This window comes from Arthrobacter sp. Marseille-P9274 (assembly GCF_946892675.1).
Classification (GTDB): domain Bacteria; phylum Actinomycetota; class Actinomycetes; order Actinomycetales; family Micrococcaceae; genus Crystallibacter.
This window is the reverse complement of record NZ_CAMPOV010000002.1, coordinates 201,610-224,000: the sequence shown is the minus strand read 5'-3', so window position 1 is coordinate 224,000 and position 22,391 is coordinate 201,610. Positions and strand designations below refer to the sequence as shown.

The following is a 22,391-nucleotide window of genomic DNA, read 5'->3' as shown; positions in this document are numbered from 1 at the left end:
ATCCATTCATCCGTCCCGCGACGGTGCGTGGAACCACACTGAATGATCCACCGAGAATCCTTTGGCGCTGCCGCTGCCCCACCACAGTCCTTGGGGTTTCAGCAACGGGTCTAGCATGCACATATCGCTGGCGTACGCCAGGAGCGCCGCGGCGAGGGTGCGGTCTGCAGGCGCCGATCCCATGGCCCTGACCCAGACCGAAGACCGCTGCTGGTCGCTTCCTGCTTCACAGGCGGAGAGCCGTGGCGGGGCGTCAACGTAGCGCAGGTCAAACGCCGAGTCCTCGTTCCAGTAGGCATGGACGTCGTCAAAAGCCGCAAGGGTGCGGCCGACGTTGGGCAGATCCTCCGGCGGCCGGACGGCCGGCATCGCAGCCTTGTGGGAAGGACTGGGGGAATCCCTGGCGAACGTAGTGTCTGCGGTGAGCAGCAAACGTTCTCCCTGTCGCACGCGGACGCTGCGCCAGCAGGTGGAACGGCCGTCGCGGATCGGAACGACGTCGATCTCCACGCCCCGGTCCGCCGCGCCCGCTTCGACAAAATAGGCGTGCAGGCTGCGCACCCAGAAGCCTTCTGGGACCTTCGCGGCAGCGGCGGCGAGCCCCTGCCGATCAGGCCCCCGTAGGGTGCGCCCCACTGGACAGCGGGCGTGCCGCCGGAATACCGGCCGTCGCCAAGCGGGCGGGGCCGCAGCAGCGCGCACACTTCGTCGAAGGCCTCGAAGGCCTCGAAGGCCTCGACGGCCGGATGCCGTTTATCCGCGCGGCTGATGTCCCTGTGCGGTTTCATTTCCCTCCTGCCTTTCCTGTCGGTAGGCCCCGGGAACACCTTGCTAGTGGGATGTCCAGGAAATCGGTGTGTCCAGGAGGTCCGGGAACTTCCGCTCGGCATACCGTGCGTAAGCCGAGATGTGGTCGTGCATCGCGGCGGCGGAAGCCGCCGGATCACGTGCGGCTATGGCCTCGTAAATACTCAAGTGTGCTTCGTAGACAGCCGTCCGCCGGTGTTCGGGGTAGTCGATCCCCATGGCGCTACCGTCGAGCATGCCAAGCAGGGATTCCACCAGGTAGCCGAACATGACGTTGCCGGAGCCGTGAGCAATGGTGTCATGGAAGAGTTTGTTCATCTCCAGGAACTCATTCTCGTCGCCGATGCGCTCTCCCATGTGTTCCACGCTGAACTTGAGCTCCGCGAGTTGCTCCTTGCTCATCCGGGAGGCCGCGAGCTGGGCCATCATGGGTTCCAGACCCGCCCGGGACTCCGCGATCGTGCGGAACGGGGCGTTCTCGAACTGAAGCAGCAAAGTCAGTGCGGTGGCGAGTCCGCTTCCGTCCGGTTGCTGGACAACTGGCCCGCCACCCGGCCCGGGTTTGAGGGCGATGACCCCCTGGAGCTCCAGGAAGCGCAGGGACTCGCGCAGCGTTCCCCGTCCGATCTGGTACTCCTCGAGCATGGCGCGTTCCGGGGGCAGCCTGTCGCCGACGTTTTTGCCGCGACGCTGGATGTCCGCGACGATGCGTTGGGCGACCAGCACCGCCGTCTTCTGGGGGCGCATCGAGGTCTGAGTCGTGGTCATGGTCATGAAGCCGCGGTCACCACGCCGTCGGCGCGGAGCTGCCGTAGGGCGCCGGCGTCGATTCCGAGGTCCCCGAGGACCGCCTCCGTATGTTCCCCGACCTCCGGCACGCCGTGGTAGGACGGCTCGGCGGAACCGGCGACGTGCAGGATCGGCCCCGTCATCATGGCGTTGCCGAGGATGGTGCCGGAAAGGTTGACGAGGGTGCGTTCCAGAAAGTGCGGATCCTGCACGATGTCGCTGGAGTCGTTCACGGGCGCGGCGACTACTTCGTAGTCCTCCAGGGTGTCCAGCACCTTGTTCCGCGGCATCGACTCCACCCAGGCCTTGACGATCTCCTGCAGCGTGGAGTTGTTCTCCATCCGGGCCGCATTCGTGGCATAACGCTCGTCGGCCTTCAGTTCCGGCCGGCCCATCGCATCAAAGAGCCGCATGGCAATGGTCTGGGCGGATGCCGCAATGGAGAGCCAACCGCCATCCCCGGCCTTGTAGATTCCGCGGGGGGACGCGGAACCGGAAGTGTTGCCCACCCGGGTCATGATGGTGCCGGTGGACGTGTAGTTCAGGAGGGCGTCGCCGAGGATAAACATCAAGGGTTCGTACAAGGCCACATCGACTTCCGATCCGAGCCCGCTCACTTCGCGGCGGAACAACGCCATGGCAGTGCCGAATGCGGCGGAGATGCCGGCGATCGAATCGGCGAAACCGAATGGGGGAGCCGTGGGCGGCGTGTCCGGCCACCCGTTGAGGAAGGCGTAGCCGCTGGCCGTCTCGGCGACGGTGCCGAATCCCGGTCTGCCGCTGTAGGGGCCGTTCTGGCCAAAGCCGCTGACCCGGGTCAGCACCAGGCCGGGATTGATCTTGGACAGGACATCGTAGCCCATGCCCCAGGCTTCAAGGCGTCCCGGACGGAAGGACTCGATAACCACATCGGCACCGCGGATCAGGTCCAGCGCGACTTCCCGCCCCGCAGCTTGGCGCAGGTCGATCCCCACGGAACGCTTCCCGGAATTGAGGCGTGCGAATCCGAGGGCCAGTCCGTCCTTTTGCGGTTGCCACTGCCTGGCCATGTCCCCGCTGACCGGGTCCTCGACCTTGATAACCTCGGCGCCGAAATCGCGCAGCATGCGGCCCGCGGTGGGAGCGGCATACATCGATCCCAGTTCCACGACCCGCACGCCCTCAAGGAGGCGGGGGGTTTCCATCTTGGGCTGGTCCATGGCAGCCTCACCCTCTTTCTTTCAGTCCGAGACCAGAAAATAGTAATTATGATAATGGATTAAGAATAGTCGGATGGCAATGCTCCATAGCCGAGGTGCCGGATTGCGCGGACCTCATTGCCTCGCCATTACCCCGGCTGAACTGCATCAATGATTATCATAGTATTGTAATTCGTTGACGAGGCGGGATACCCAGCCTGGATCGTGGCGAGAAGGGTGCCGCCGAAGCTTAGGTCACACTTAACCAAGGGGAAAGCATGAGTACTGAAATCCCGAATGCCTTTGATCTCAAGGGCCGCGTCGCTCTCGTGACAGGTGGGAGCCGGGGGTTGGGCCGGGCCATGGCCCTCGGCCTGGCCCGGGCGGGCGCCGACATCATCGTGGCCAGCCGCAAGGGTGAAGCCTGCGAGGAGTTTGCCCGGGAAATAGAGGCCGAAACCGGGCGGCAGGCAATGGGTTTTGGCGTGCACGTCGGCCGTTGGGATGACCTGGAGTCTCTCGTCGATGCGTCCTACGGGCGGTTCGGCAGGGTCGATGTCTTGGTCAATAATGCAGGCATGTCCCCGCTCTACGACTCCGTGGACTCAATAAGCGAGGAGCTCTTCGACAAGGTCATTGATGTGAACCTCAAGGGGCCGTTCCGTCTTTCGTCGCTCATCGGGACGAGGATGGCGGCGGGCGGCGGCGGGTCCATCATCAACATCTCGAGCGCGGCGGCTGTACATCCCAAGCCCCACGTCTTGCCGTATGCGGCGGCCAAGGCCGGCCTGAATGCGCTCACGATAGGACTAGCCCATACCTTCGGCCCCACCGTGCGCTGCAATGCAATTATGGCTGGCACGTTCCTGACCGACGTGAGCAAGGCATGGGACGAGGAAGCGTTTGCGCGGCGTGCACAGGCATTTGCCCTGCGGCGTGGAGGCCGGCCGGAGGAGATTGTCGGGACGGCGCTATATCTTGCCAGCGACGCGTCAAGTTACACCACCGGGGCGGTCATTGCCGTCGACGGCGGGCAGCCCTAGGGTGCCGGCTGCCGCGAGGTAGGGGTGGGCCTGGCGCCCGGCTGGGTTTCCCGCCGTGCATGAGGGGCGCGGCGACGCGTCGTCCCGCGGCACGGACGCCTTGCTCGGGCGGACGGAACACGTTTCGGATAATCTATGGTCATGATATGCATGTTTCTGGTACGGTGCTTACAACGCGACCGGAGTTACTCGCTGGAATGGACGCAATAAGGAGTGAAGCAATGAGAATCATCGTCCTCATGAAGCAGGTGCCGGACACCTATGGAGAGCGCCGTTTGGACACTAGGACCGGTCGGGTGGACCGGGAAGCCGGTGAAGCAATCGTCGATGAGATCAGCGAGCGCGCCCTCGAGGTCGCGCTCCGGTATAAGGATGCCAACAAGGGAACGCATGTTACGGTGCTCTCGATGGGCCCGACGTCGGTCACCGCGGCTCTGCGCAAGGGGCTGTCCATGGGCGCGGACGCCGCCATCCATGTGCAGGACGACGTGTTGGAGGGCGCCGACATGGGCGCCACCGCCTCGGTCATTGCGGCCGCACTGGCCCGCAATGAATACAACCTCGTCATCGCGGGCAACGAATCCACGGACGGCCGTGGCGGCGCCATCCCCGCAATGGTTGCCGAGCACCTGGGTCTCCCGCATTTGAGTTTCCTCGACTCGGTCGCTCTCTCCGCCGGGGAGGTTGCGGGGGAACGCGCCACGGAATACGGCACTCAGGACGTACGTGCGGCGCTTCCAGCGGTCGTTTCGATCACTGAACGTGCGGCGGAGGCCCGCTTCCCGAACTTCAAGGGCATCATCACCGCGAAGCGCAAGCCTATGAGCGTCGTTTCGCTGGCCGAACTTGGACTGGAGCCGGCCTCGGTATCGGCGGGGGCATGCTCTGTCGTCCTGGCCACCAGCGAACGCCCCGCCCGCGCCGCTGGAACCAAGATCGTCGACGAGGGGAACGCGGGCGAGCAGCTCGCCGACTTTCTGGCCGCCAACCGCCTGATCTAACGGAGGAACCGAACATGTCCAACGTACTCGCGCTCATCGAAACCTCGCCGGATGGAGAGGTACGCGGCACTGCCGCCTCGGTTATCGCCGCGGCAGCCAGGCTCGGCACTCCCGTTGCCGTTGTGGCCCTGGCGCCCGGATCCTCCGATGGACTCGGCGAACAGCTCGGGTCGCTCGGCGCGGCACAGGTGTACGTCGCCGAAACGGAGCAGGCCGGCCGGCTGCTGGTTACCCCGCAGGTCGAAGCCCTTGCGGCCGCCGCAGCCGAGCTGGAGCCCTCCGCGATCGTGGCCGTCAATTCGGTCGAAGGCCGCGACGTCGCGGGCCGGATCGCAGTGCGGCTCCGGGCCGGACTGGTGACGGACGCCGTCGACCTGCGCCTCGAGGGTGACCGGATCATCGCCGCCCACTCCGTCTTCGGCGGCGCCTTCAACGTTGAATCCACCGTCGAGGGCGGGCCTGCGGTGATCACCATCCGCCAGGGAGCGATCGAAGACCGAGCCATCCCGACTTCGGCCGCCGTCACCACTGCCGCCGTGGTTGCGGATGCTGCCGGCTCGGCGATCATCGACAGGGTCAAGGATGCGGTCGTCACCTCGAGCCGCCCTGACCTGCGGGGCGCCGACAAGGTAGTCTCCGGTGGCCGTGGACTGGGGTCGAAGGACAACTTCGTCCTGGTCGAGCAGTTGGCCGACGCGCTCGGTGCCGCCGTCGGCGCCTCACGGGCGGCGGTCGACGCCGGCTACGTGCCTCAGTCGTACCAGGTCGGCCAGACCGGCACCTCGGTGTCCCCGCAGCTCTACATTGCGCTCGGCATCTCGGGTGCCATCCAGCACCGGGCCGGGATGCAGACGTCCAAAACCATCGTCGCGATCAACAAGGATCCGGAATCGCCGATCTTCGACATCGCCGACTTCGGTGTGGTTGGCGACGTCTTCGCCGTCGTGCCCCAGCTGATCAAGGTCATCGAGGCCCGCGCCAGCTAGCCGCACCCGCTGGCAGGCGGCCCCGGACACGTCGTCCGGCCGGGGCCGCCGCAGCGCGACTGTTCCAATCCACCCCGGACGGCAACGTCCATCCCAGAGAGACACGAAGCCTCATGTCTGCATCGACTTCGACAAGACCCGCGCCTCCCAAGAACAAGTGGTTCAAGCTGGTCTGGATCCTGCCCGCCGCCCTCGTTGCACTTCTTGCCGTCGTCCTCGTTGCCAAAGGCCTCCGCGAGCTCCCGGCCGTCCAGTCCTTTCTTGCGGACTACCCCGGTGAATCGGAGCTGCCCCATGGAGCGCCCGTCGGGTTTCCTGCCTGGCTGGCCTGGCAGCACTTCCTGAACGCGTTCTTTATGCTCTTGATTATCCGTAGCGGCTGGCTGGTCCGGACCACCACGCGGCCGCCGGGGTATTGGACGCGCAACAACCGCGGCTTGATCAAGACCAAGAATCCGCCGACCAAGATGAGCCTGCACCTCTGGTTCCATCTCAGCCTGGACGTGCTCTGGGTACTCAACGGGCTCATCTTCTACGTCCTGCTCTTCGCCACCGGCCAGTGGACCCGGGTAGTCCCCACGAGCTGGGATGTCTTCCCCAACGCCGTCTCCGCCGCCCTGCAATACGCGTCGCTTGACTGGCCGCTGGAGAACGGCTGGGTCAACTACAACGCCCTACAGTTGCTGACCTACTTCATCACGATCTTCGTCGCGGCGCCGCTGGCCATCATCACCGGGCTGCGGATGTCCTCGGCGTGGCCCAAGCAGGCCGGGATCAACAAGGCCTACCCGATCGAGCTGGCCCGTGCCGTGCACCTGCCGGTCATGTTCTACTTCGTCGCCTTCATCATCGTGCACGTCACGCTGGTGCTCACCACCGGTGCCCTGCGCAACCTCAACCACATGTATGCAGCAAGGGACGACGGCGGGTGGCTGGGTTTCTGGCTCTTCGCGGCCTCCCTGGTCGTGATGATCTTGGCGTGGGTGGCCGTTCGGCCCATCCTCCTGCGGCCGATCGCGTCGCTTACCGGATCCGTGACTCGCTAAGAAGGAAGGGTTAGGCCCTACAATCCACTGGGCCGGACTCAAACCGGAACAAGCTCAACCCATGGCCAGGCGCAAACGCGCCTGGCCATGCGCATGCCCTTTCACTCGCGCCACTTGGAAGACTGTCTGCGCCATGGCCTCGCTTTCGCCGGGAATTGAACGTGCGAACTCTGCGCCCGTCCGTAATGGCGGACAACGTCCGGTGGGGCGTGACTCGGCTCCCTTCGACGCTGCGAAAGGTATTGAAAGTGCGGCGTTGTTTGCAAGAGGTTGAACAGCGGAGAACCTGACCCCGGCAGGAGCCGGGAGTCGGGAGGATCGATAACCGGGTCGGCGGGTCCATGGGCGGTGGGGGACAGCCCAGGGAGGAAGGCAACGAAGCCGGGCGCAAGGAGGATCCCCTAGGCAGGTTCGGAGGCAAGCTGCGGGAGCATGGCAGGGCCCGGCGTAAGGCGGGCCGTCATAAGGCGGCCCGGCACATGGCGGGCCGGCACATGCCGGGGCCGGCATGAGGCTGGCCCCGCCGTCGAACTCGCGTTGCAGTTGGGTTGCTAGCGCAGCGCCTCGCCGGGTTTAGCGTAGCTGCGGATAGTCAGGAGCGCGGCCAGCGTGATCGCTGCCGCACACATGAGGAAGTAGGACGGCGAACGGGCATCTCCGGTCTGTATCACGAGAAGCTGGACGAGGAACAATGCCGTCCCGCCGAACACCGCGCCGCCGATGTTGTATCCGATCGCAAAGGTGGCCATCCGGGTCCTCGACGACGTGAACTCCGTGAAGAAGCAGATCAGGACCGCCACGGCGCCGCCCAGGCCCAACGCCATGCCACCGAGGGCCAGGATGACCAGGCCCAGGGAGCCGGAGGAGAGCATGACGAAGAGCGGCCAGCTGAGCAGCAAGAAGAAGACTGCCGAGGCGACGGCGACCTGCTTCCGGCCGAAGCGGTCGGACAGCAACCCGACCACCGGGTGCAGTGCCACGCTGGCGACGAGGCCGATGGTGGTGGCCAGGAAGGCATCCTGGCTGGTGAACCCCTGCCCCTTGAGGTACGTGGGGAAGTAGGACAGGAAGATGAAGTTCGCTGAAAAGGTCAGCGCCACGACGGCGATACCCTGGACGATCAGCCACGGCGTCTCGAAAAGGGCCTCGCGCAAGGGCCGCTTGGACAGCTCGCCTTCGCTCCGGAGCTGGATGAAGACGGGGCTTTCCTCGAGCTTCAACCGGAGGTAGATGGCCACCCCGCCCAGGGGAAGCGCGAGCAGGAATGGCACGCGCCAGCCCCAAACATCGAACGCATCGCCGGGTGCCCACGCCGTGACCAGCAGGACGACAGCGGAGGCCATGAGGAAGGAGAACGTCGCACCACTTTGGAGGAAGGAAGTGTAGAAGCCGCGGCGCTTCGCCGGCGCGTGCTCCGAGATGTATGTGACCACGGAGATGACCTCACCGCCGGCGGAGAATCCCTGAGCCAGCCGCAGCAGTACCAGCAGGATGGGCGCCGCCACGCCGATGGCGGCTTCGGTGGGTAAGACCCCGACGAGGAAGGTGCTGATGGAGATGGTGGTGACCGAGATGACAAGAACCGTCCGCCTGCCCACACGGTCGCCCAGCGGTCCCAGGACGAGCCCGCCGAGCGGCCGCATGAAGTTGGCGACGCCGAAGACGGCGAAGGCCGAGAGGATGCCGAGGGCCGGATCGCCGGAAGGGAAGAAGACCCGTGCGATCGATGCCGCGAGCAGCCCGTAGAGCGCGTAGTCGTAGAACTCGACAACTTGGCCGGCCACCCCACCGGCGACAATGCGGCGGATATCCCTTTTGGAAGCGGAACCCGCACGGCCCCGGGATGTCTCGGAAGCGGATACCTCGGCTGTCATTTGCTGATCCGTCCGGATGCCGCCTCTTCGGGAACGGCGCTGGTCACTGGTTGTAGGGCTGCCGCTGCTGCTTGTCCGTCGGCAAATCCAAGGGCGTACGCTTCATCGCTGCCGAGCCGGAACATGTCGTTTTCGGCTGCTCGGACCAACCCGCGCGCAGTGCCGGTCGGGCCGGCACTGTCGGGCTCGGGGAGCACGAGGTGGTCCAGTCCGCGGACGAGGGCGACGGGCCGGCCGGCGGCTTTGCCCTTGACGAGGTCTGCTGCGCCTGCGATTTCATCGGCGACGGCGGCGGCGGAGACGGCGAGAAGGTTGCCGTGGGCATCGCGTGTTCCCCGGTAGTCTTCGAGGACGCGGATACCTGCGGCACCTATTGCGGCGTCCGTCTGGCCTTCACGCCACGGGCGGCCCAATGTGTCGCTGAGGATCACGCCCAGGGCCACGCCGAATCGTTGGCGCAGGGCCAGGCAGAGTCTGCGGGCCGAAGCGTCCGGGTCCTTGGGCAGCAGCAGGATGGTGCCGTCCGGGGTGTTGCTGTTGTCGACCCCGGCGGCGGCCAGTACCAGCCCCTGCCGGTTTTCGACGATGCGGGTCATGCCCCCGGGATGCGCGCGGCTGGCGACCAGGCGCACGGATTCGGCGGTGATCGCCGCTTCCCGGTCGACGGCGGGCACCTGGCGGCCCTCGGCCTTGGAGACGATCTTGCTGGTGACCACGAGGATGTCACCGCCTCGGAGGCCTTCGGTTGAGGCGGCGAAGGCATCTCCGATGAGGGCCGCCAGGTCGTCGCCAGGGCCGATTTCTGGGATGCCGTCAAGTGCGGTGATGGAAAGGCCGGACATGTGGGTACCTCTGCAGGGTGGGAGTTACGGAACCGGAAGGACAGAAGCAGCCAGCCGAGCGGATCTGACGGCTGCCGCAATGAGGGGTGGGTGATTGTCGGACAGGCGGGCGCCGTAAGCGCGGGGTGGAGGGCGCAGCATGGTGGAGCGGGTGTGGTGGCCCGTGCCGCGGCGAAGCGCCGTGTTGAGGTCCTCGACGCTATCGACGTCCAGGCGAAGCGTGGAGGCGCCCGGGATGGGGAGCAGAGCATGACCGGCGCGGGTGTGGGCGTGGCACGAGCCGGTGCCGAACCGGGGGATGAGCTTCTGGCCCGGCAGGGCGGTGAGCAGAGTCGTGCCAGTACCGTGGCGGTCCGCCACCAGGGAACGCGGGTGTTCCCTGGCCGCGGCGAGGCCCGCGGCCAGATCATGGGGAAGAAGGCAGGGCAGATCCCCGGTCAGTGCGGCCATCGGGCGGTTCGGTACCTGTGCGCTGGCCCATTCGATGCCCGCCGTCACGGCGGCGTTGAGTCCTTGTCCGGGGTCGGCGACCAGAATGATGTCCGGGATGGCGGTGAGCAGGGCCGCGTCGGAGGAGACGATCACGATGTCCGCCACTTCGGGGACGGCCCGAGCGGCAGCGACCGTGTCGGACAGGAAGGCGAGGGCGAGGCGGCTGCGCACGTCGGGACGTAATCCGGGGCTGGCCTGCGAGGCGTGCCCGAGCCTGCTTTTGGCTTCGGGGCCTCCTTTAAAGGGCACCACGAGGGTCCACGGCCCGACCGGCGCCCTCGACGTGCGTGTCAGCGGCATGAGAGCACTCCTTCCAGACGATCCTGTTCCGGCTGTCCAAGCCCGGGCATGCCGAGGGAGACCGGGACGGTGCCGACAGGCATGCGGCCTGCATCGGCGGCCTCCGGCAGGACTTTCAGCGATTTGCCGGTTGCGGCGAAGCCCGTATCGGCGTGTTTGCGGGCCGTCGCGAGACGTTCCGCCGTCGGTGTGCCGTATTCTGTGGTGCGCTGCCAGGAAGTGCGGCCGATGCTCCGGATCAGCTGCTCAAGTTCGGTAACTGTCTTTTCAGAGCCGTTGTCGGCTCCTGCCATCCGGCTGATGGTTTCCTCCATGAGGGTGCCGCCGAGGTCATCTGCGCCGCCCTGGAGCATCAGCGAGGTGCCACGATTGCCGAGCTTGACCCAGGAGGTCTGGATATGGTCAATCCGCCCGTGCAGCATCAGGCGGGCGACGGCGTGGATGGCACGGTTCTCCTGCAGGGTCGGCCCGGGCCGGGCAATACCGGCCAAGTACACCGGCGCGTTGGTGTGGATGAAAGGCAGCAGCACGAATTCGGTGAAGCCGCCGGTCTCGTCCTGAATCCGGGACAGCGTGCGCAGATGATCCACCCAGTGGGTCGGGTTATCGACGTGCCCGTACATCATCGTGGCACTGCTCCGAATGCCCAACCGGTGGGCGGTGGAGACAATTTCTATCCAAGCGGCCGCCGGCAGCTTGCCCTTGGTAAGAATCCAGCGCACATCGTCGTCGAGGATCTCCGCCGCGGTGCCCGGAATTGTGTCCAGCCCTGCCGCCTTGGCCTCGGTGAGAAAGTCTTCGTAAGACAGCCCGGTTCGGGCGGCCCCGTTCACGATTTCCATGGGGCTGAATGCGTGCAGGTGGATGTCCGGCTGGCGCTTCTTGACCTCACGGGCGAGGTCAAAGTAGGCGGTACCCGGCAGGTCGGGGTGGATGCCGCCCTGCATGCAGATCTCGGTCGCGCCGATCGCCCACGCTTCATCGACGCGGTCGCCGACCTGCTGCATGGACAGGGTGAAGGCGTCGGCGTCGGTGCGGCGCTGGGCAAAGGCGCAGAACCGGCAGCCGGTATAGCAGACGTTGGTGAAGTTGATGTTGCGGTTGACTACATAGCCCACGTCGTTGCCCACAGTCTGGGCCCGGACTTGGTCGGCCAAGGCAGCGAGGGCCTCCAGCTCGGGGCCCTCGGCGGAGAGCAGCGCCAGATAGTCGGCGTCCGACAGGCCAGCCGGATTGTTCTCTGCGCGGGCGAGTGCGGCCCGTACCTGGTGGCCGCCGCTGCCGGGCGCACGCCGCCGGGCGGCAACTGCTTCCTCACGCAACGCATTCCAGTCTCCGTACACGGCGTCGAAGTCCCCGCGCCGGTCGCCGGTACGCCCCTCGGTGTCGATTTCAGTGTGCAGGTTCACCCGCCCGGTACCAACGTCCGCCCAGTCCGGGTCCGGCTCCTGCCACGGCCGGCCCACCGGACTCGCATCCTCGTTCGCGAGTCCGTCCGGGGCGGCCAACGCCTTCACATGGGGCAGCACACGGGGATCGATCCATGGTTCACCGGAATGCACGAAGTACGGGTGAACGGTGAGCCGCTCTCGCAAAGTGAATCCGGCGCCCGCGGTCAGTCTCGCCAAGTCGTCCAAATGCGGCCAGGGCCGCTCCGGGTTCACATGGTCCGGGGTCAGCGGGCTGACGCCGCCCCAGTCGTCTATTCCTGCCCGGACCAGTAAGGACAGCTCGTCCGCGTCCGTGAGGTTCGGCGGTGCCTGTACCCGTGCTTTGGGTCCTAGCACCAGCCGAGTCACGGCTACGGCGGCCGCGTACTCCTCCAACCCCAGGTCCGCAGCACCCATCATGGCGGTGGCGTCCTTGGCCCGGAAGTTCTGCACTATCACTTCCTGGATATGGCCGTGCCGTCGGCCGGCGGCACGAATGGCGAAGACGGCCTCCACCCGCTCTGCATAGGTTTCACCGATGCCCAGCAACACCCCAGTGGTGAACGGCACGTTCGAACGCCCTGCATCCTCCAGTACGCGCAGACGCAGGGCCGGGTCCTTGTCGGGGGAGCCGTAGTGCGCCCCGCCCTTCTCCGACCAGAGCCTTGTAGCCGTGGTTTCAAGCATCATTCCCATTGACGGTGAGACAGGCTTGAGCCGCTGGATCTCTTCCCACGACATCACGCCGGGGTTCAGGTGCGGCAGCAGCCCCGTCTCCTCTAAAACACGGATCGCCATGGCCCGAACGTAGTCCAGAGTGGAGTCGTAACCGTGGGCGTCCAACCACTCCCGCGCAGCCGGCCAACGATCTTCCGGACGGTCCCCGAGAGTGAACAGTGCCTCCTTGCACCCCAAGGCGGCGCCCTGGCGCGCGACGTCCAGAATCTCATCCGGGGACAGGAACAGGGACTTGCCCGCCTTGGCCAGCTGCCCGGGCGTCTGGGCAAACGTGCAGTAATGACAACGGTCCCGGCAAAGATGCGTTACCGGGATAAAGACCTTTTTCGAGTAGGTGATTACCCCGGGCCGTTTAGCCTTTTCAAGTCCCGCATCACGCACCCGCGACGCCGCTGTGAGCAGCCGTTCCAGATTTTCACCCCGGGCATGCAGCAACGTCTCCGCCTCGATCGCGTTCAGCGTCACGCCGTCCTCGGCGCGCCGCAGCGAACGCCGAATGGCGCTTTCAGAGGGAACAAAAGGCTTATTCTCGTTCATTGTCGCGACTCCTGCGGTCTGGTTTTCAGATAATTGCGGGGCTGGCAAGGCGAGGCCGGTGGGCGGGACTTTTATGCTGCGCGCCCGATTGCTCGGCCAGAGCGAGGGCTTCAGAGACGATGGCGGCCGTCAGCGGAGTATCGGTCATCCAGAGCGGCGTAGCGACCGAGTGGATCCCGGCATCCCTGAGCGGTGCAAGGGCAGCTTCGTCTGCCGTATCCACTAGCCAGCCGTCCAGCAGTCCGCCGGCGCTTCTGGCGCCGTAATGCAGTCCGACAGCGGCCGCGCTGGACGTCACCCCGATGACTGCCAGACACTGGTCCGCCATGCCGCGTACCGCGGAGCCGCCGATGATGGGGGAGACGCCCACAACCGGAGCGCTTGTATTGCATATGGCTTCGCGGATGCCAGGCACGGCCAGTATGGTGCCCACGGATACCACCGGGTTGGATGGCGGGACCAGCACGACGTCGGCGTCCAGGATCGCGTCGACAACGTCCGGTGCCGCGGTGGCCGACTCCAGCCCCACTTGGACGAATCCGGCCGCGGGGACGCCTGCCCGGTACCTGACCCACCATTCCTCGAAATGGATAAGGTCTCCTTCCAGATGCCCGTCCACCGTCTCGGCCAGCCGAACGTGGGTCTCCACCGGCTCGTCGCTCATGGGCAGAAGGTTCACGCCGGGCTGCCAGCGCCGACACAAGAATTCGGTCGCTTCGCTCAACGTCGCGCCCTCCCGCAGGAGTTCGGAGCGGACAATATGGGTTCCGAGGTCAAGGTCGCCAAGCGTAAACCAGTCCCAGCCCCGCCCGTAGGCGGCAATCTCGCGAGCCGTCCGCCGGCTGTCATCCGTCCGGCCCCAGCCCTGGCTCTCGTCGATTCCGCCGCCCAGAGTGTACATAAGGGTGTCAAGGTCCGGACACACCCGGAGTCCGTTTAGCCACATGTCGTCACCGGTGTTGGCGATAACAGTTACGTCCACCGCGGATTCCTGACCGGCGTCGGAAGGATATGCTCCTGCCAAATGCGCCAGTAGTCCTTGCACGAAACGCGCGCCTCCGACTCCGCCGGACAAGACGGTTATTTTTTCCACCGCCGAGCCCCCTCCTTCTTGTGCTCTGAATCACAACAACTATCTATGATCATTATTAGCATATGAAGATGAAACGTGGAAGAAATGACGGCGGGGCAGGGCCAGCGGCCGCGGCTGCCCGGGATGACGGCGTATCCAGGCTCTGGTGCTCCGCCAGGAATCGGGCTCATCGACATGACCGGCGGATGAAAGGATGCATGGCTCGGTATTCTTCTTGGGGGCGTAATCACCGCCTGCGGCCGGAGCGCCGCCGGACAAACAGCTAGGCATGGACTTCGATGAGCAGCGGAAAGATTCCGAACGAACCTCACAAGGCGGTGCTGTGGACCGCCGTCGGCGCCACGGTGGTCATCGCCATCGGCGCTTTCGTGCTGTCCTTCGCGGCGCTGACGGATCTGGCGCAGCGGTCGGGCATCGAGGCGCACCTGGCGTGGATCTGGCCGATCATCGTGGACGGCATGATCGTGGCGGCGACCGTGGCCATCGTCGCGCTCAACGGCCACGACCGCCGGGCGATGATCTATCCGTGGGCGTTGCTGTTCTTCGGGGCGATCGTCTCGACGGCGGCGAACTCGGTGCATGCGATCCTGACGGTCGACAGGCTGGCCACGGACATTCCGCCGCTGGTGTCCGCGCTGGTGGCGGCAATGCCTCCCGTGGTGCTGCTTGCCATCACCCACCTGACCGTGCACATGTACCAGAAACAGGCCGAGGTGGCCCAGCTGCGTGCGGAGGAGCAGGCGCTCGCGGAGGCAGAGCTGGCTGCGAGCGGCTACTACGCGCACGAGTATGAAGAGGACTGGCAGCTTGCCGAGGTGGACGAGGCGCGCCTGGCGGACGCAGCATACGGGGCGGCGCCGGACCTGGAGCCGGCCATGCCGCCCGCGCCGGCCCGCAAGCCTCAGGCCCGGCCTGCCGCCGGGACGGGCGAGGATGCCGGGCGGCCCCTGCCGTCGGACGGCGCGGCGCCGCTCTACGACGAGACGGTCCAGGCGCTGGCTCCGGCCGGGCTGGAGCAGGAATCGGCGCGGGAGGATGCGCGGGCCTAATGGCGCCTAGCCCGCGGACATCTCCTGCGGCACGGCGATGAGCTCGCGAAGGCCGCCGTCGCGCAGCACGTCCAGCGGGAACTCGGCGCCGATCGCGTCGGCGAAGAGCAGGCGCTGCAGGCTCTGCGCATTCGCCAGCGGCTGGCCGCCCGCCCGGACCACCAGGTCGCCGGCGCGCAGCCCGGCACGTTCGGCGGGAGAGCCCGGCAGCACTTCGACCACGCGGAGCCCCTGCCGCTCGCCGGTCCTGAGGCCATCCCGCGCGGACAGCGGAACGGGCATGCTGACCAGGCCAAGGTAGGCGCGGCGCACGCGCCCGTCGACCAGCAGGGCGGAGATGATGCGCCGGGTGGTGCTGTTGATCGGCACGGCCAGGCCCAGCCCGATTCCGGCGACGGCGGTGTTGATGCCGACCACCCGCCCGGCCGTGTCGGCCAGCGCGCCGCCCGAGCTGCCCGGATTCAGCGCGGCGTCCGTCTGGATCACGTCCTCGATCACGCGCCGGTTCCGGCCGGCGGCCACCGGAATGGAGCGGCCAAGCGCGCTGACCACGCCCGCGGTCACGGAGCCGGCCAGGCCCAGCGGATTGCCCACCGCGACCACCAGCTGTCCGACCCGCAGCCGCCCGGCGTCGCCCAGCTCGACCGGCTGCGGCACGGTGAGCCGCCCGCGCAGCACGGCCAGATCGGACAGCGGATCCGCGCCGATCACGTCGACCTCGGTCCGGGTTCCGTCGGCGAAGGCCGCGTGCCCGCCGTCGGCGTTCACCACCACATGCGCGTTGGTGAGCAGATAACCGTCCTCCGTGAAGACCACAGCAGAGCCCGCGCCGGTCGGGAAAGTCTTGTCCCGGCGTCGTGCTTCCATCTGCACGGCCGCGACGTGCGGCGTCACGGTCTCCGCGATCCGGACCACCGATTCGGAGTACGAATCCAGCGGATCGACGGCATCGCGGGACGGCTCAATCCGTGGTTCTGGGATCGCGTTCACGGGCACCTCCGGCACTGCTTGTTCTCAATGGAACAGCAGAGTCTGCGGGTTTGATCCCCGCCGGCGCTACGCCTTCAGTGAACTTCCGGCCGCCCTGCGGCACCGGACGACGGCGGCCGTCGGGTCAGCGCGACTTGCGGGTTTCCCGGTCGTTCGCCTTCTTGACGGCGTCCACCAGTTCCGTCTTGTTCATCTTGGACCGGCCGGGCACGTCCAGCTTCTTGGCCAGGTCGTAGAGGTGCTCCTTGGAGGCGTTCGCGTCGACGCCGCCCTTGGTGGGACGCGCGGTGTCCTTGCCGCCTTTGGCCTGCTGGTCCGAGGGGCCGGGGTGGTCCTTGGGCTCCCAATGGTCGCCGACCTTCTCATGTGTGTGCTTCAGCGCGCTGTAGCCGACCCGGTGGGCGCGCTCCTCGTCGCCGTAGGTCTTGGCGGCGGAATCGTGGGCCTTGGCAAACGTCTCCTGGGCCTTCTTGCCGGACTTCTTCAGCGTGCTCGGCAGTTCGCTTTTCTTCGGCTTGCCGCTCTTGTCCGTCTTCGGCATCCGGACCACGTCCTTTCACACTGTGCGGTTGGAACGTTCATCTTCCAAGGTTGCACAGTTGCCGCCGCAGGCCAAGACTGCGCGCGGACCCGGGGCCGCCCGCTCGCCGGGAGGCCGCGGCGGTGCCGTCATGCGGGGCAACCGGGCGCAACAGAAGGAAAGAACCGGTAGTTTTCCGGTTGATTTCCGCCGACCTGTTCCCAACGTGACGGAAGTCGCATATGGTTCGGTGGAGCAATAAAAGCAGTTGTCTGAACAAATGCTTCCACCGATGGGGTGTTGGAGGAACACAACAATGAATGCACGCCTGCATGAGGCGATCGCTATCTTGGGGGATATCGACGCCGACGATGCCAGCACGGAGGCCCGCGGGCGCCGTGCCCACGCACGTGTCATCGCCATGATCGAATTCGCCGACGAAGTCTCGGGAATGCGGCGCGAACAGCGCATCGCCAATCTGCTGACCCTTGCCCAGCTCGGCAAGAAGGACTCGCAGCCCGCCCTGAACGAGGCCCGGCGGCTGCTGGCCCTCGACGAGGCGCCGAGCGCCCTGAAGGGCGCTGCCTGAGCGCCGGTTAGCTGGCTTGGGCTGCCCTTGGCGGGCCTGCGCTTCCGTTAGCGGGCGGGACGAATTCCCGCCCGGCCCATGGCATCCCAGTAAGCGTCCCGCATCTCCAGCAGCCACGCCTGCTGCTGCTCAGGGCTGCCGATGAACGCACGGCCCCCGGCGGACCTGACGCGGTAGATCTTGAACCCGCGGGCGAAGAGATGCCGGTCCGCCGTCCGGTCCAGCATGCCGGCGAGCTTATGGGCTTCGGCGCCGTGCGCCACGACGGCGGAAGCACGTTCGACCGTCTTCAGGAACCGCCGGAAGGGCTGTAGGCCCTCGGTGATCTGCGCCTTCGTGAGCTTGGCGTCCTGCTTGTCGGCGACATACCAGGGGTAGACGTTCCACGGCATCACGAAGCGGGGTTCGAGGCCGACCTCTTCGTACACGGCCGCGAGGCGGGCGGCGCTGTCATCGTCGTTCTCGCAGGAGATGAAGCCCGATTCGACGCCCGCTCCCGGGGTCGACGACAGGCTGACGATGCGGCACTCGTCCAGGTCGTGCATCGGGTCCACATACGGGACGGGCCGCTCCCCGGCTTCCTGGCTCAGCTCGTCGCAGAGGAGGTTGACGGCCTTGATATTGGAATCGAACCGCCGTTCCCATTGCTGTGCCCGGTATTGTTCTTCAGCCATACGCCGTGCCATCAAACCCCCTGGATCAGAGCGGACGTTCTTTCTCCCAGCCTATGCTGTTTTGGCACGGAAGGTCATCGGCGACCGATATGACGGGGCGAATCAGCGGCCGAGCTGCCGCGAGATCACCAGGCGCTGGATCTGGTTAGTGCCCTCGAAGATCTGCATGACCTTGGCCTCGCGCATGTACCGCTCGGCTGGGAAATCCTGGGTATAGCCGGCGCCGCCGAGGACCTGCACGGCGTTGGTGGTGACCGCCATGGCGTTGTCCGTGGCCACGAGTTTGGCGATCGACGCCTCCCGGCTGTACCTGCGGCCGGCGTCCCTCAGGCGGGCCGCCGACAGGTACATGGCCCGCGCCGTCTCCACCCCGACGGCCATGTCCGCCAACAGGAAGGCCAGGCCCTCATGGTCGATCAGCGGCTTGCCGAACACCTCGCGCTCCTTCGCGTAGGAGACGGCCAGGTCCAGGGCGGCCTGGGCCAAGCCGGTGGCCACGGCCGCGATGCCGAGCCGGCCGGAGTCCAGAGCGGCGAAGGCGATCGCCAGGCCCTGCCCCTCCCGCCCGATGAGTCGCTCGGACGGCACGTAAACGCCGTCGAAATTCATGGTGGCCGTGACGGATCCGGTGAGGCCCATCTTGTGCTCCGGCGGCGCCGCGCTCAGGCCCTCCGCGCCGCCGGGCACCAGGAAACAGGAGATACCATGGCGCGGATCGTCGGACGTGCGGGCGAAAACGACGTAGAAGTCCGCGGCGCCGCCGTGCGTCGTCCATGCCTTCGCCCCGCTGATGACGTAGCCGTCGCCGCGCCGCACCGCCCGGGTGCGAAGCGCCGAGGGATCGGAGCCGGCGTGCGCCTCGGACAGACAGTAGGCGCCCAGCGTCTCGCCGGACAGCATGTCGGCCAGCCACGTCTTGCGCTGCACTTCGGTGCCGAAGGTCGCGAGCGGGAAGCAGCACAGCGCGTGCACGCTCGCGCCCACGCCGACGCTCGCCCAGGCCGCGGCGATCTCCTCGAACACCTGCAGGTAGACCTCGGCCGGCTGCCCGCCGCCTCCGTATTCCTCTGCGTACGGAAGGCTCAGCAGGCCCGCCCGGCCCAGCGTCCGGTAGACCTCCCGCGGGAATTCACCGGCCCGTTCGGCCGCGGCCGCCCGGGGCGCCAGTTCCTTCCCGGAAAGCTCGCGGGCCAGTTCCACGAGGTCCTGCGCCTCCTCCGACGGCAGCAGCCGTGTTGCGCCCATCTACGCCCCCTTGCATGACCCGGCCGGCGGCCGAGCGGCCGCGGAAACCGGAAATGTCTGCTTCACACCACTACAGCACGCCCCCGCAGCACTGACAACAGGTGCACCTGCGGCTGTGAAAACAGGCAAGCATGAGGCATGACCGGAGGTGGGCAACCGGCCTGACAACAGGTACGCCGGCCATCGAATCAATAGGTGAGCCCGCGGCCGATCCGGCGTAGGCTGGAAGAAGGCTTGTAAGGTCGAAAGGTCGATCGCCATGGCACGTTCATCAAAGCGCTGGCTGCCCGCTGCGGTGGTTCCCGCCGTGATCGCAGGCGGTGTCGTCGTCGGCACCGTCCAGGCGGGGGCTGCGACCGACCTGCCGGACAAGACACCCCAAGAGGTGCTGGCCCTGGCCGCCGGTACCGACGTCCGCCAGCTGTCCGGCACGGTGGAGCAGACCTCGCAGCTGGGCCTGCCGCAGCTGCCCGAGACCCAGGGAACGGATTCCGGGCCCTCCGCGGCCGCCACGCTGGACCTGCTGACCGGCTCGCACAGCGCCCGCGTCTACCTCGACGGACATGACAAGGCCCGCATGCAGGTGCTGGACCGGCTGGCCGAGCGGGACGTGGTCCGCAACGGCCGGGACGTCTGGTTCTACAGCTCCCGGCAGAATGAGGCGGTCCACGCGCTGCTGCCGGACCGCGCGGCCAAGGAATCCGCGCCGGACAAGTCCAAGGACGACGCCGGGTACACGCCGGAGAGGCTGGCCAGCCGTTTCCTCGAAGCGGTTGAGCCGAGCACCTTGGTGACCGTGGGCGAGGATGTCCGCGTCGCCGGGCGGGACGCCTACCAGCTGCTGCTGGATCCCGAGAGCGCCGACACGCTGGTCGATTCCGTCGCGATCGCCGTGGACTCCGAAACCGGCCTGCCGCTCAGCGTGGACGTGCAGGCGCGCGGGCAGCAGGAGCCGGCGTTCGCGCTGGCCTACACGAAGCTGAGCCTCGGCGCCCCGGACGAGGGGATCTTCGACTTCACGCCGCCGGCCGGCGCCAGCGTCACCGAACACGTCGTGCCGGACCAAGCCGCGAGGCACGGCGACCGGAACTCCCGGGACTACCGCGCGGACGCGCAGCACCCGGATGGCAAGGCGACGAAGACCGGAGACGGCTGGGACACCGTCGTCGAACTTTCTGCAACGAGCTTGCCGGAGGGATGGGCGGATTCGCCCGCCATGGCCCAAGCCCTGCGGAAAGTCGACGGCGGGCGGCTGCTGTCCACCGCGCTGGTGAACGTCCTGCTGACCGACGACGGCCGTGTGTTCGCCGGATCCGTCACCCCGGAGCGGCTGCAGGCGGCGGCGGAGGGCCGGTGAGCGGCGCCTCCGATGAACCCGCGATCGAAATTCGCGGCCTGACCAAGCGCTTTGGCCGGCAGGCCGCCGTCGACAATATTGATCTGGCCGTCCCGCGCGGTGCCGTGTTCGGCTTCCTCGGGCCCAACGGCTCCGGCAAGACCACCACCATCCGCGTGATGCTCGGGCTGGCCGGCGCCACCGGCGGGAGCGTGCGCGTGCTGGGGCTTCAGATGCCGGCCGGGCTGCGCGAGGTGCTGCCGCGGGTGGGCGCCCTGGTCGAGGGACCGGCGTTCTACCCGTTCCTCTCCGGCGCCGACAATCTGCGCCGCTTCGACACCGCCGACCGGCACGCCCCGACCCGGACCCGCCGCGCCCGGGTCGCCGGCGCGCTGGAGCGGGTCGGGCTCTCGCACGCTGCCGGCAAGAAGGTGCGCGCCTACTCGCTCGGCATGAAGCAGCGGCTAGGCATCGCCAACGCCCTGCTGATGCCGCGCGACCTGCTGGTGCTGGACGAGCCGACCAACGGCCTGGACCCGCAAGGCACCCGCGAGGTGCGCCACCTCGTGCGCTCACTGGCCGCCGAGGGAACCACGGTCTTCGTCTCCAGCCACCTGCTGGCCGAGGTCGAGCAGATCTGCACGCACGCGGCCATCATGAGCGCCGGCCGCCTCGTGGCGCAGGGGACCTTGGAGAGCCTGCGGCGTTCCGGCCGCGCGCGGGTGAAGCTAACGACGCCGGACCTCGCCGACGCGGCGCGGGTGCTGCGGGGATTGGGGCTGGAGCTGGGGGTGAGTCTGGAAGGGAGCGGGGAGCAGCTGACCGCGCCATTGGCCGACGGCCTGCTGCCCGAGCAGATCGTGGCGGCGCTGGTCGCCGAGGGCGTCCGGGTCCGCGGTTTCGCCGTGGAAAACAGCACGCTCGAGGAGCGGTTTGTCGCCCTGACCGGGGAGGGGTTCGATGTTGTCCAGTGAGCAGGCGGCCCCACCAGCGCCCGTCCGGCCGCGCTCGTCGGCCGGCTGGGCGCTGCTGGGCTCCGAGCTCGGCGTGCTGTTCCGTCGCTGGCGGACGTGGGCGATGCTGGCGGCGCTGGCCGCGGTCCCCGTCCTGATCGGGCTCGCCGTCCGGCTCACCGCGGAGGACGTCGAACCCGGGGACGGGCCGCCCTTCCTCGACCGGGTCACCCAGAACGGACTGTTCATCGCGCTGACCGGCACCGTCGTCTCCATCCCGCTGTTCCTGCCGCTGACCATCAGCGTCGCCGCGGGGGACACCATCGCCGGCGAGGCCAACCTCGGCACGCTGCGTTACCTGCTCGCCGCCCCGGCGGGCAGGATCCGGCTGCTAGCGGTCAAGTACGCGGCCGCCGTCGCCTTCTGTATCGCCGCCGCCCTCACCATCGTCGCCGCCGGCATGCTGGTCGGCGTCGCACTTTTCCCCGTCGGGCCGGTGACGCTGCTCTCCGGCGACACCATCGGCGTGGGCGAATCGGTGCTGCGGCTGCTGCTGGTCGCCGCCTACGTCAGTCTGTCGCTGGCCGGGCTCGCCGCCATCGGCCTGTTCATCTCCACTCTCACCGAAGTGCCCGTCAGCGCCATGGCCGCCACCGCCGTCCTCGCCGTCGTCGCCCAGATCCTCGGCGCCCTGCCACAGCTCGACTGGCTGCATCCCTGGCTCTTCACGAACCACTGGGTCGGATTCGCCGACCTGCTCCGCCAGCCCATCTCCTGGGACTCTTTCGGCGCCAACGCGCTGCTGCAGGGCGGCTATATCGCCGTCTTCTGCGCGCTCGCCGGCAGCCGTTTTGCCACGAAGGACGTTCTGTCCTGAAG

The 22,391-nt window shown here is 67.2% G+C and carries 21 protein-coding genes; 9 read left to right on the top strand and 12 right to left on the bottom strand.

What is annotated here, in order from left to right:
* Positions 1-6: 6 nt before the first annotated feature.
* The 3 genes from OC550_RS14245 to OC550_RS14235 all read right to left on the bottom strand — a co-directional run bounded on the left by OC550_RS14245 (position 7) and on the right by OC550_RS14235 (position 2,795).
* A complete protein-coding gene (locus OC550_RS14245) occupies positions 7-636 on the bottom strand; it encodes an acyl-CoA thioesterase II (RefSeq protein ID WP_262106556.1) in 630 nt (209 codons plus the stop codon).
* Positions 637-831: 195 nt separating this feature from the next.
* Positions 832-1,575: a FadR/GntR family transcriptional regulator gene (locus tag OC550_RS14240; protein WP_262106555.1), complete on the bottom strand. Its 744-nt coding sequence runs from the start codon at positions 1,573-1,575 to the stop codon at positions 832-834.
* Between the two features lie 2 nt (positions 1,576-1,577).
* A complete protein-coding gene (locus OC550_RS14235; protein ID WP_262106554.1) occupies positions 1,578-2,795 on the bottom strand; it encodes a CaiB/BaiF CoA-transferase family protein in 1,218 nt (405 codons plus the stop codon).
* A 257-nt stretch (positions 2,796-3,052) separates the two neighbouring features.
* Here OC550_RS14235 and OC550_RS14230 point away from each other — a divergent pair, with 257 nt between their 5' ends.
* The 4 genes from OC550_RS14230 to OC550_RS14215 all read left to right on the top strand — a co-directional run bounded on the left by OC550_RS14230 (position 3,053) and on the right by OC550_RS14215 (position 6,850).
* On the top strand, positions 3,053-3,817 hold the full coding sequence (locus OC550_RS14230; protein ID WP_262106553.1) for an SDR family NAD(P)-dependent oxidoreductase: 765 nt from the start codon (positions 3,053-3,055) through the stop codon (positions 3,815-3,817).
* Between the two features lie 221 nt (positions 3,818-4,038).
* A complete protein-coding gene (locus tag OC550_RS14225; protein WP_262106552.1) occupies positions 4,039-4,818 on the top strand; it encodes an electron transfer flavoprotein subunit beta/FixA family protein in 780 nt (259 codons plus the stop codon).
* Between the two features lie 14 nt (positions 4,819-4,832).
* Positions 4,833-5,804: an electron transfer flavoprotein subunit alpha/FixB family protein gene (locus OC550_RS14220; protein ID WP_262106551.1), complete on the top strand. Its 972-nt coding sequence runs from the start codon at positions 4,833-4,835 to the stop codon at positions 5,802-5,804.
* A 113-nt stretch (positions 5,805-5,917) separates the two neighbouring features.
* Positions 5,918-6,850 carry a cytochrome b/b6 domain-containing protein gene (locus OC550_RS14215; protein ID WP_262106550.1) on the top strand — a complete coding sequence of 311 codons (933 nt, stop codon included), beginning with the start codon at positions 5,918-5,920 and terminating at the stop codon, positions 6,848-6,850.
* A 551-nt stretch (positions 6,851-7,401) separates the two neighbouring features.
* Here the strand turns inward: OC550_RS14215 and OC550_RS14210 are convergent.
* Genes OC550_RS14210 through cofD form a run of 5 tightly spaced genes read right to left on the bottom strand, consistent with a single transcriptional unit; the run spans position 7,402 to position 14,156 of the window.
* A complete protein-coding gene (locus OC550_RS14210; RefSeq protein ID WP_262106549.1) occupies positions 7,402-8,724 on the bottom strand; it encodes an MFS transporter in 1,323 nt (440 codons plus the stop codon).
* Positions 8,721-9,566, bottom strand: coding sequence for a coenzyme F420-0:L-glutamate ligase (locus OC550_RS14205; protein WP_262106548.1), 846 nt, complete (start codon positions 9,564-9,566; stop codon positions 8,721-8,723). The genes OC550_RS14210 and OC550_RS14205 overlap by 4 nt, the downstream gene beginning before the upstream one ends.
* Before the next feature lie 24 nt (positions 9,567-9,590).
* Positions 9,591-10,358, bottom strand: a complete 768-nt coding sequence (cofC, locus tag OC550_RS14200; RefSeq protein WP_262106547.1) for a 2-phospho-L-lactate guanylyltransferase — start codon at positions 10,356-10,358, stop codon at positions 9,591-9,593.
* On the bottom strand, positions 10,349-13,063 hold the full coding sequence (locus OC550_RS14195) for a bifunctional FO biosynthesis protein CofGH (RefSeq protein ID WP_262106546.1): 2,715 nt from the start codon (positions 13,061-13,063) through the stop codon (positions 10,349-10,351). The genes cofC and OC550_RS14195 overlap by 10 nt, the downstream gene beginning before the upstream one ends.
* Before the next feature lie 25 nt (positions 13,064-13,088).
* A complete protein-coding gene (gene cofD / locus OC550_RS14190) occupies positions 13,089-14,156 on the bottom strand; it encodes a 2-phospho-L-lactate transferase (RefSeq protein ID WP_262106545.1) in 1,068 nt (355 codons plus the stop codon).
* Positions 14,157-14,434: 278 nt separating this feature from the next.
* On the opposite strand from cofD, the gene OC550_RS14185 reads away from it, so the two are divergent.
* The gene (locus OC550_RS14185) at positions 14,435-15,205 is read left to right on the top strand and encodes a DUF2637 domain-containing protein (RefSeq protein ID WP_262106544.1); all 771 of its coding nucleotides are present in this window, start codon (positions 14,435-14,437) and stop codon (positions 15,203-15,205) included.
* 6 nt (positions 15,206-15,211) lie between these two features.
* Here the strand turns inward: OC550_RS14185 and OC550_RS14180 are convergent, their stop codons facing one another.
* Both OC550_RS14180 and OC550_RS14175 read right to left on the bottom strand, forming a co-directional pair.
* Positions 15,212-16,195 (bottom strand): S1C family serine protease, encoded by a 984-nt coding sequence (locus OC550_RS14180; protein WP_262106543.1) that lies wholly within the window; start codon positions 16,193-16,195, stop codon positions 15,212-15,214.
* 124 nt (positions 16,196-16,319) lie between these two features.
* Positions 16,320-16,736, bottom strand: a complete 417-nt coding sequence (locus OC550_RS14175) for a ChaB family protein (RefSeq protein ID WP_262106542.1) — start codon at positions 16,734-16,736, stop codon at positions 16,320-16,322.
* A gap of 295 nt (positions 16,737-17,031) precedes the next feature.
* Here OC550_RS14175 and OC550_RS14170 point away from each other — a divergent pair, with 295 nt between their 5' ends.
* On the top strand, positions 17,032-17,304 hold the full coding sequence (locus tag OC550_RS14170; RefSeq protein ID WP_262106541.1) for a hypothetical protein: 273 nt from the start codon (positions 17,032-17,034) through the stop codon (positions 17,302-17,304).
* A 47-nt stretch (positions 17,305-17,351) separates the two neighbouring features.
* On the opposite strand, the gene OC550_RS14165 is transcribed toward OC550_RS14170, so the two are convergent.
* Positions 17,352-17,978: a uracil-DNA glycosylase gene (locus OC550_RS14165; RefSeq protein WP_262106540.1), complete on the bottom strand. Its 627-nt coding sequence runs from the start codon at positions 17,976-17,978 to the stop codon at positions 17,352-17,354.
* 102 nt (positions 17,979-18,080) lie between these two features.
* On the bottom strand, positions 18,081-19,223 hold the full coding sequence (locus OC550_RS14160; protein WP_262106539.1) for an acyl-CoA dehydrogenase family protein: 1,143 nt from the start codon (positions 19,221-19,223) through the stop codon (positions 18,081-18,083).
* Between the two features lie 259 nt (positions 19,224-19,482).
* On the opposite strand from OC550_RS14160, the gene OC550_RS14155 reads away from it, so the two are divergent.
* The 3 genes from OC550_RS14155 to OC550_RS14145 are packed head-to-tail and all read left to right on the top strand — an operon-like array spanning position 19,483 to position 22,389.
* The gene (locus OC550_RS14155) at positions 19,483-20,580 is read left to right on the top strand and encodes a sigma-E factor regulatory protein RseB domain-containing protein (protein WP_262106538.1); all 1,098 of its coding nucleotides are present in this window, start codon (positions 19,483-19,485) and stop codon (positions 20,578-20,580) included.
* Positions 20,577-21,533: an ABC transporter ATP-binding protein gene (locus tag OC550_RS14150; RefSeq protein WP_262106537.1), complete on the top strand. Its 957-nt coding sequence runs from the start codon at positions 20,577-20,579 to the stop codon at positions 21,531-21,533. Before OC550_RS14155 ends, OC550_RS14150 begins: the two co-directional genes overlap by 4 nt.
* Entirely contained in the window at positions 21,520-22,389 is an 870-nt protein-coding gene (locus tag OC550_RS14145) for an ABC transporter permease (RefSeq protein WP_262106536.1), read from the top strand. Before OC550_RS14150 ends, OC550_RS14145 begins: the two co-directional genes overlap by 14 nt.
* Positions 22,390-22,391 lie beyond the last annotated feature (2 nt).

What these genes read in the sequence shown, in the direction of transcription:
- OC550_RS14240 (WP_262106555.1), bottom strand. Translation starts at nt 1,575, where the DNA reads ATGACCACGACTCAGACCTCGATGCGCCCCCAGAAGACGGCGGTGCTG.
- OC550_RS14235 (WP_262106554.1), bottom strand. Translation starts at nt 2,795, where the DNA reads ATGGACCAGCCCAAGATGGAAACCCCCCGCCTCCTTGAGGGCGTGCGG.
- OC550_RS14230 (WP_262106553.1), top strand. Translation starts at nt 3,053, where the DNA reads ATGAGTACTGAAATCCCGAATGCCTTTGATCTCAAGGGCCGCGTCGCT.
- OC550_RS14225 (WP_262106552.1), top strand. Translation starts at nt 4,039, where the DNA reads ATGAGAATCATCGTCCTCATGAAGCAGGTGCCGGACACCTATGGAGAG.
- OC550_RS14220 (WP_262106551.1), top strand. Translation starts at nt 4,833, where the DNA reads ATGTCCAACGTACTCGCGCTCATCGAAACCTCGCCGGATGGAGAGGTA.
- OC550_RS14215 (WP_262106550.1), top strand. Translation starts at nt 5,918, where the DNA reads ATGTCTGCATCGACTTCGACAAGACCCGCGCCTCCCAAGAACAAGTGG.
- OC550_RS14210 (WP_262106549.1), bottom strand. Translation starts at nt 8,724, where the DNA reads ATGACAGCCGAGGTATCCGCTTCCGAGACATCCCGGGGCCGTGCGGGT.
- OC550_RS14205 (WP_262106548.1), bottom strand. Translation starts at nt 9,566, where the DNA reads ATGTCCGGCCTTTCCATCACCGCACTTGACGGCATCCCAGAAATCGGC.
- cofC (WP_262106547.1), bottom strand. Translation starts at nt 10,358, where the DNA reads ATGCCGCTGACACGCACGTCGAGGGCGCCGGTCGGGCCGTGGACCCTC.
- OC550_RS14195 (WP_262106546.1), bottom strand. Translation starts at nt 13,063, where the DNA reads ATGAACGAGAATAAGCCTTTTGTTCCCTCTGAAAGCGCCATTCGGCGT.
- OC550_RS14185 (WP_262106544.1), top strand. Translation starts at nt 14,435, where the DNA reads ATGAGCAGCGGAAAGATTCCGAACGAACCTCACAAGGCGGTGCTGTGG.
- OC550_RS14175 (WP_262106542.1), bottom strand. Translation starts at nt 16,736, where the DNA reads ATGCCGAAGACGGACAAGAGCGGCAAGCCGAAGAAAAGCGAACTGCCG.
- OC550_RS14170 (WP_262106541.1), top strand. Translation starts at nt 17,032, where the DNA reads ATGAATGCACGCCTGCATGAGGCGATCGCTATCTTGGGGGATATCGAC.
- OC550_RS14165 (WP_262106540.1), bottom strand. Translation starts at nt 17,978, where the DNA reads ATGGCTGAAGAACAATACCGGGCACAGCAATGGGAACGGCGGTTCGAT.
- OC550_RS14160 (WP_262106539.1), bottom strand. Translation starts at nt 19,223, where the DNA reads ATGGGCGCAACACGGCTGCTGCCGTCGGAGGAGGCGCAGGACCTCGTG.
- OC550_RS14155 (WP_262106538.1), top strand. Translation starts at nt 19,483, where the DNA reads ATGGCACGTTCATCAAAGCGCTGGCTGCCCGCTGCGGTGGTTCCCGCC.
- OC550_RS14145 (WP_262106536.1), top strand. Translation starts at nt 21,520, where the DNA reads ATGTTGTCCAGTGAGCAGGCGGCCCCACCAGCGCCCGTCCGGCCGCGC.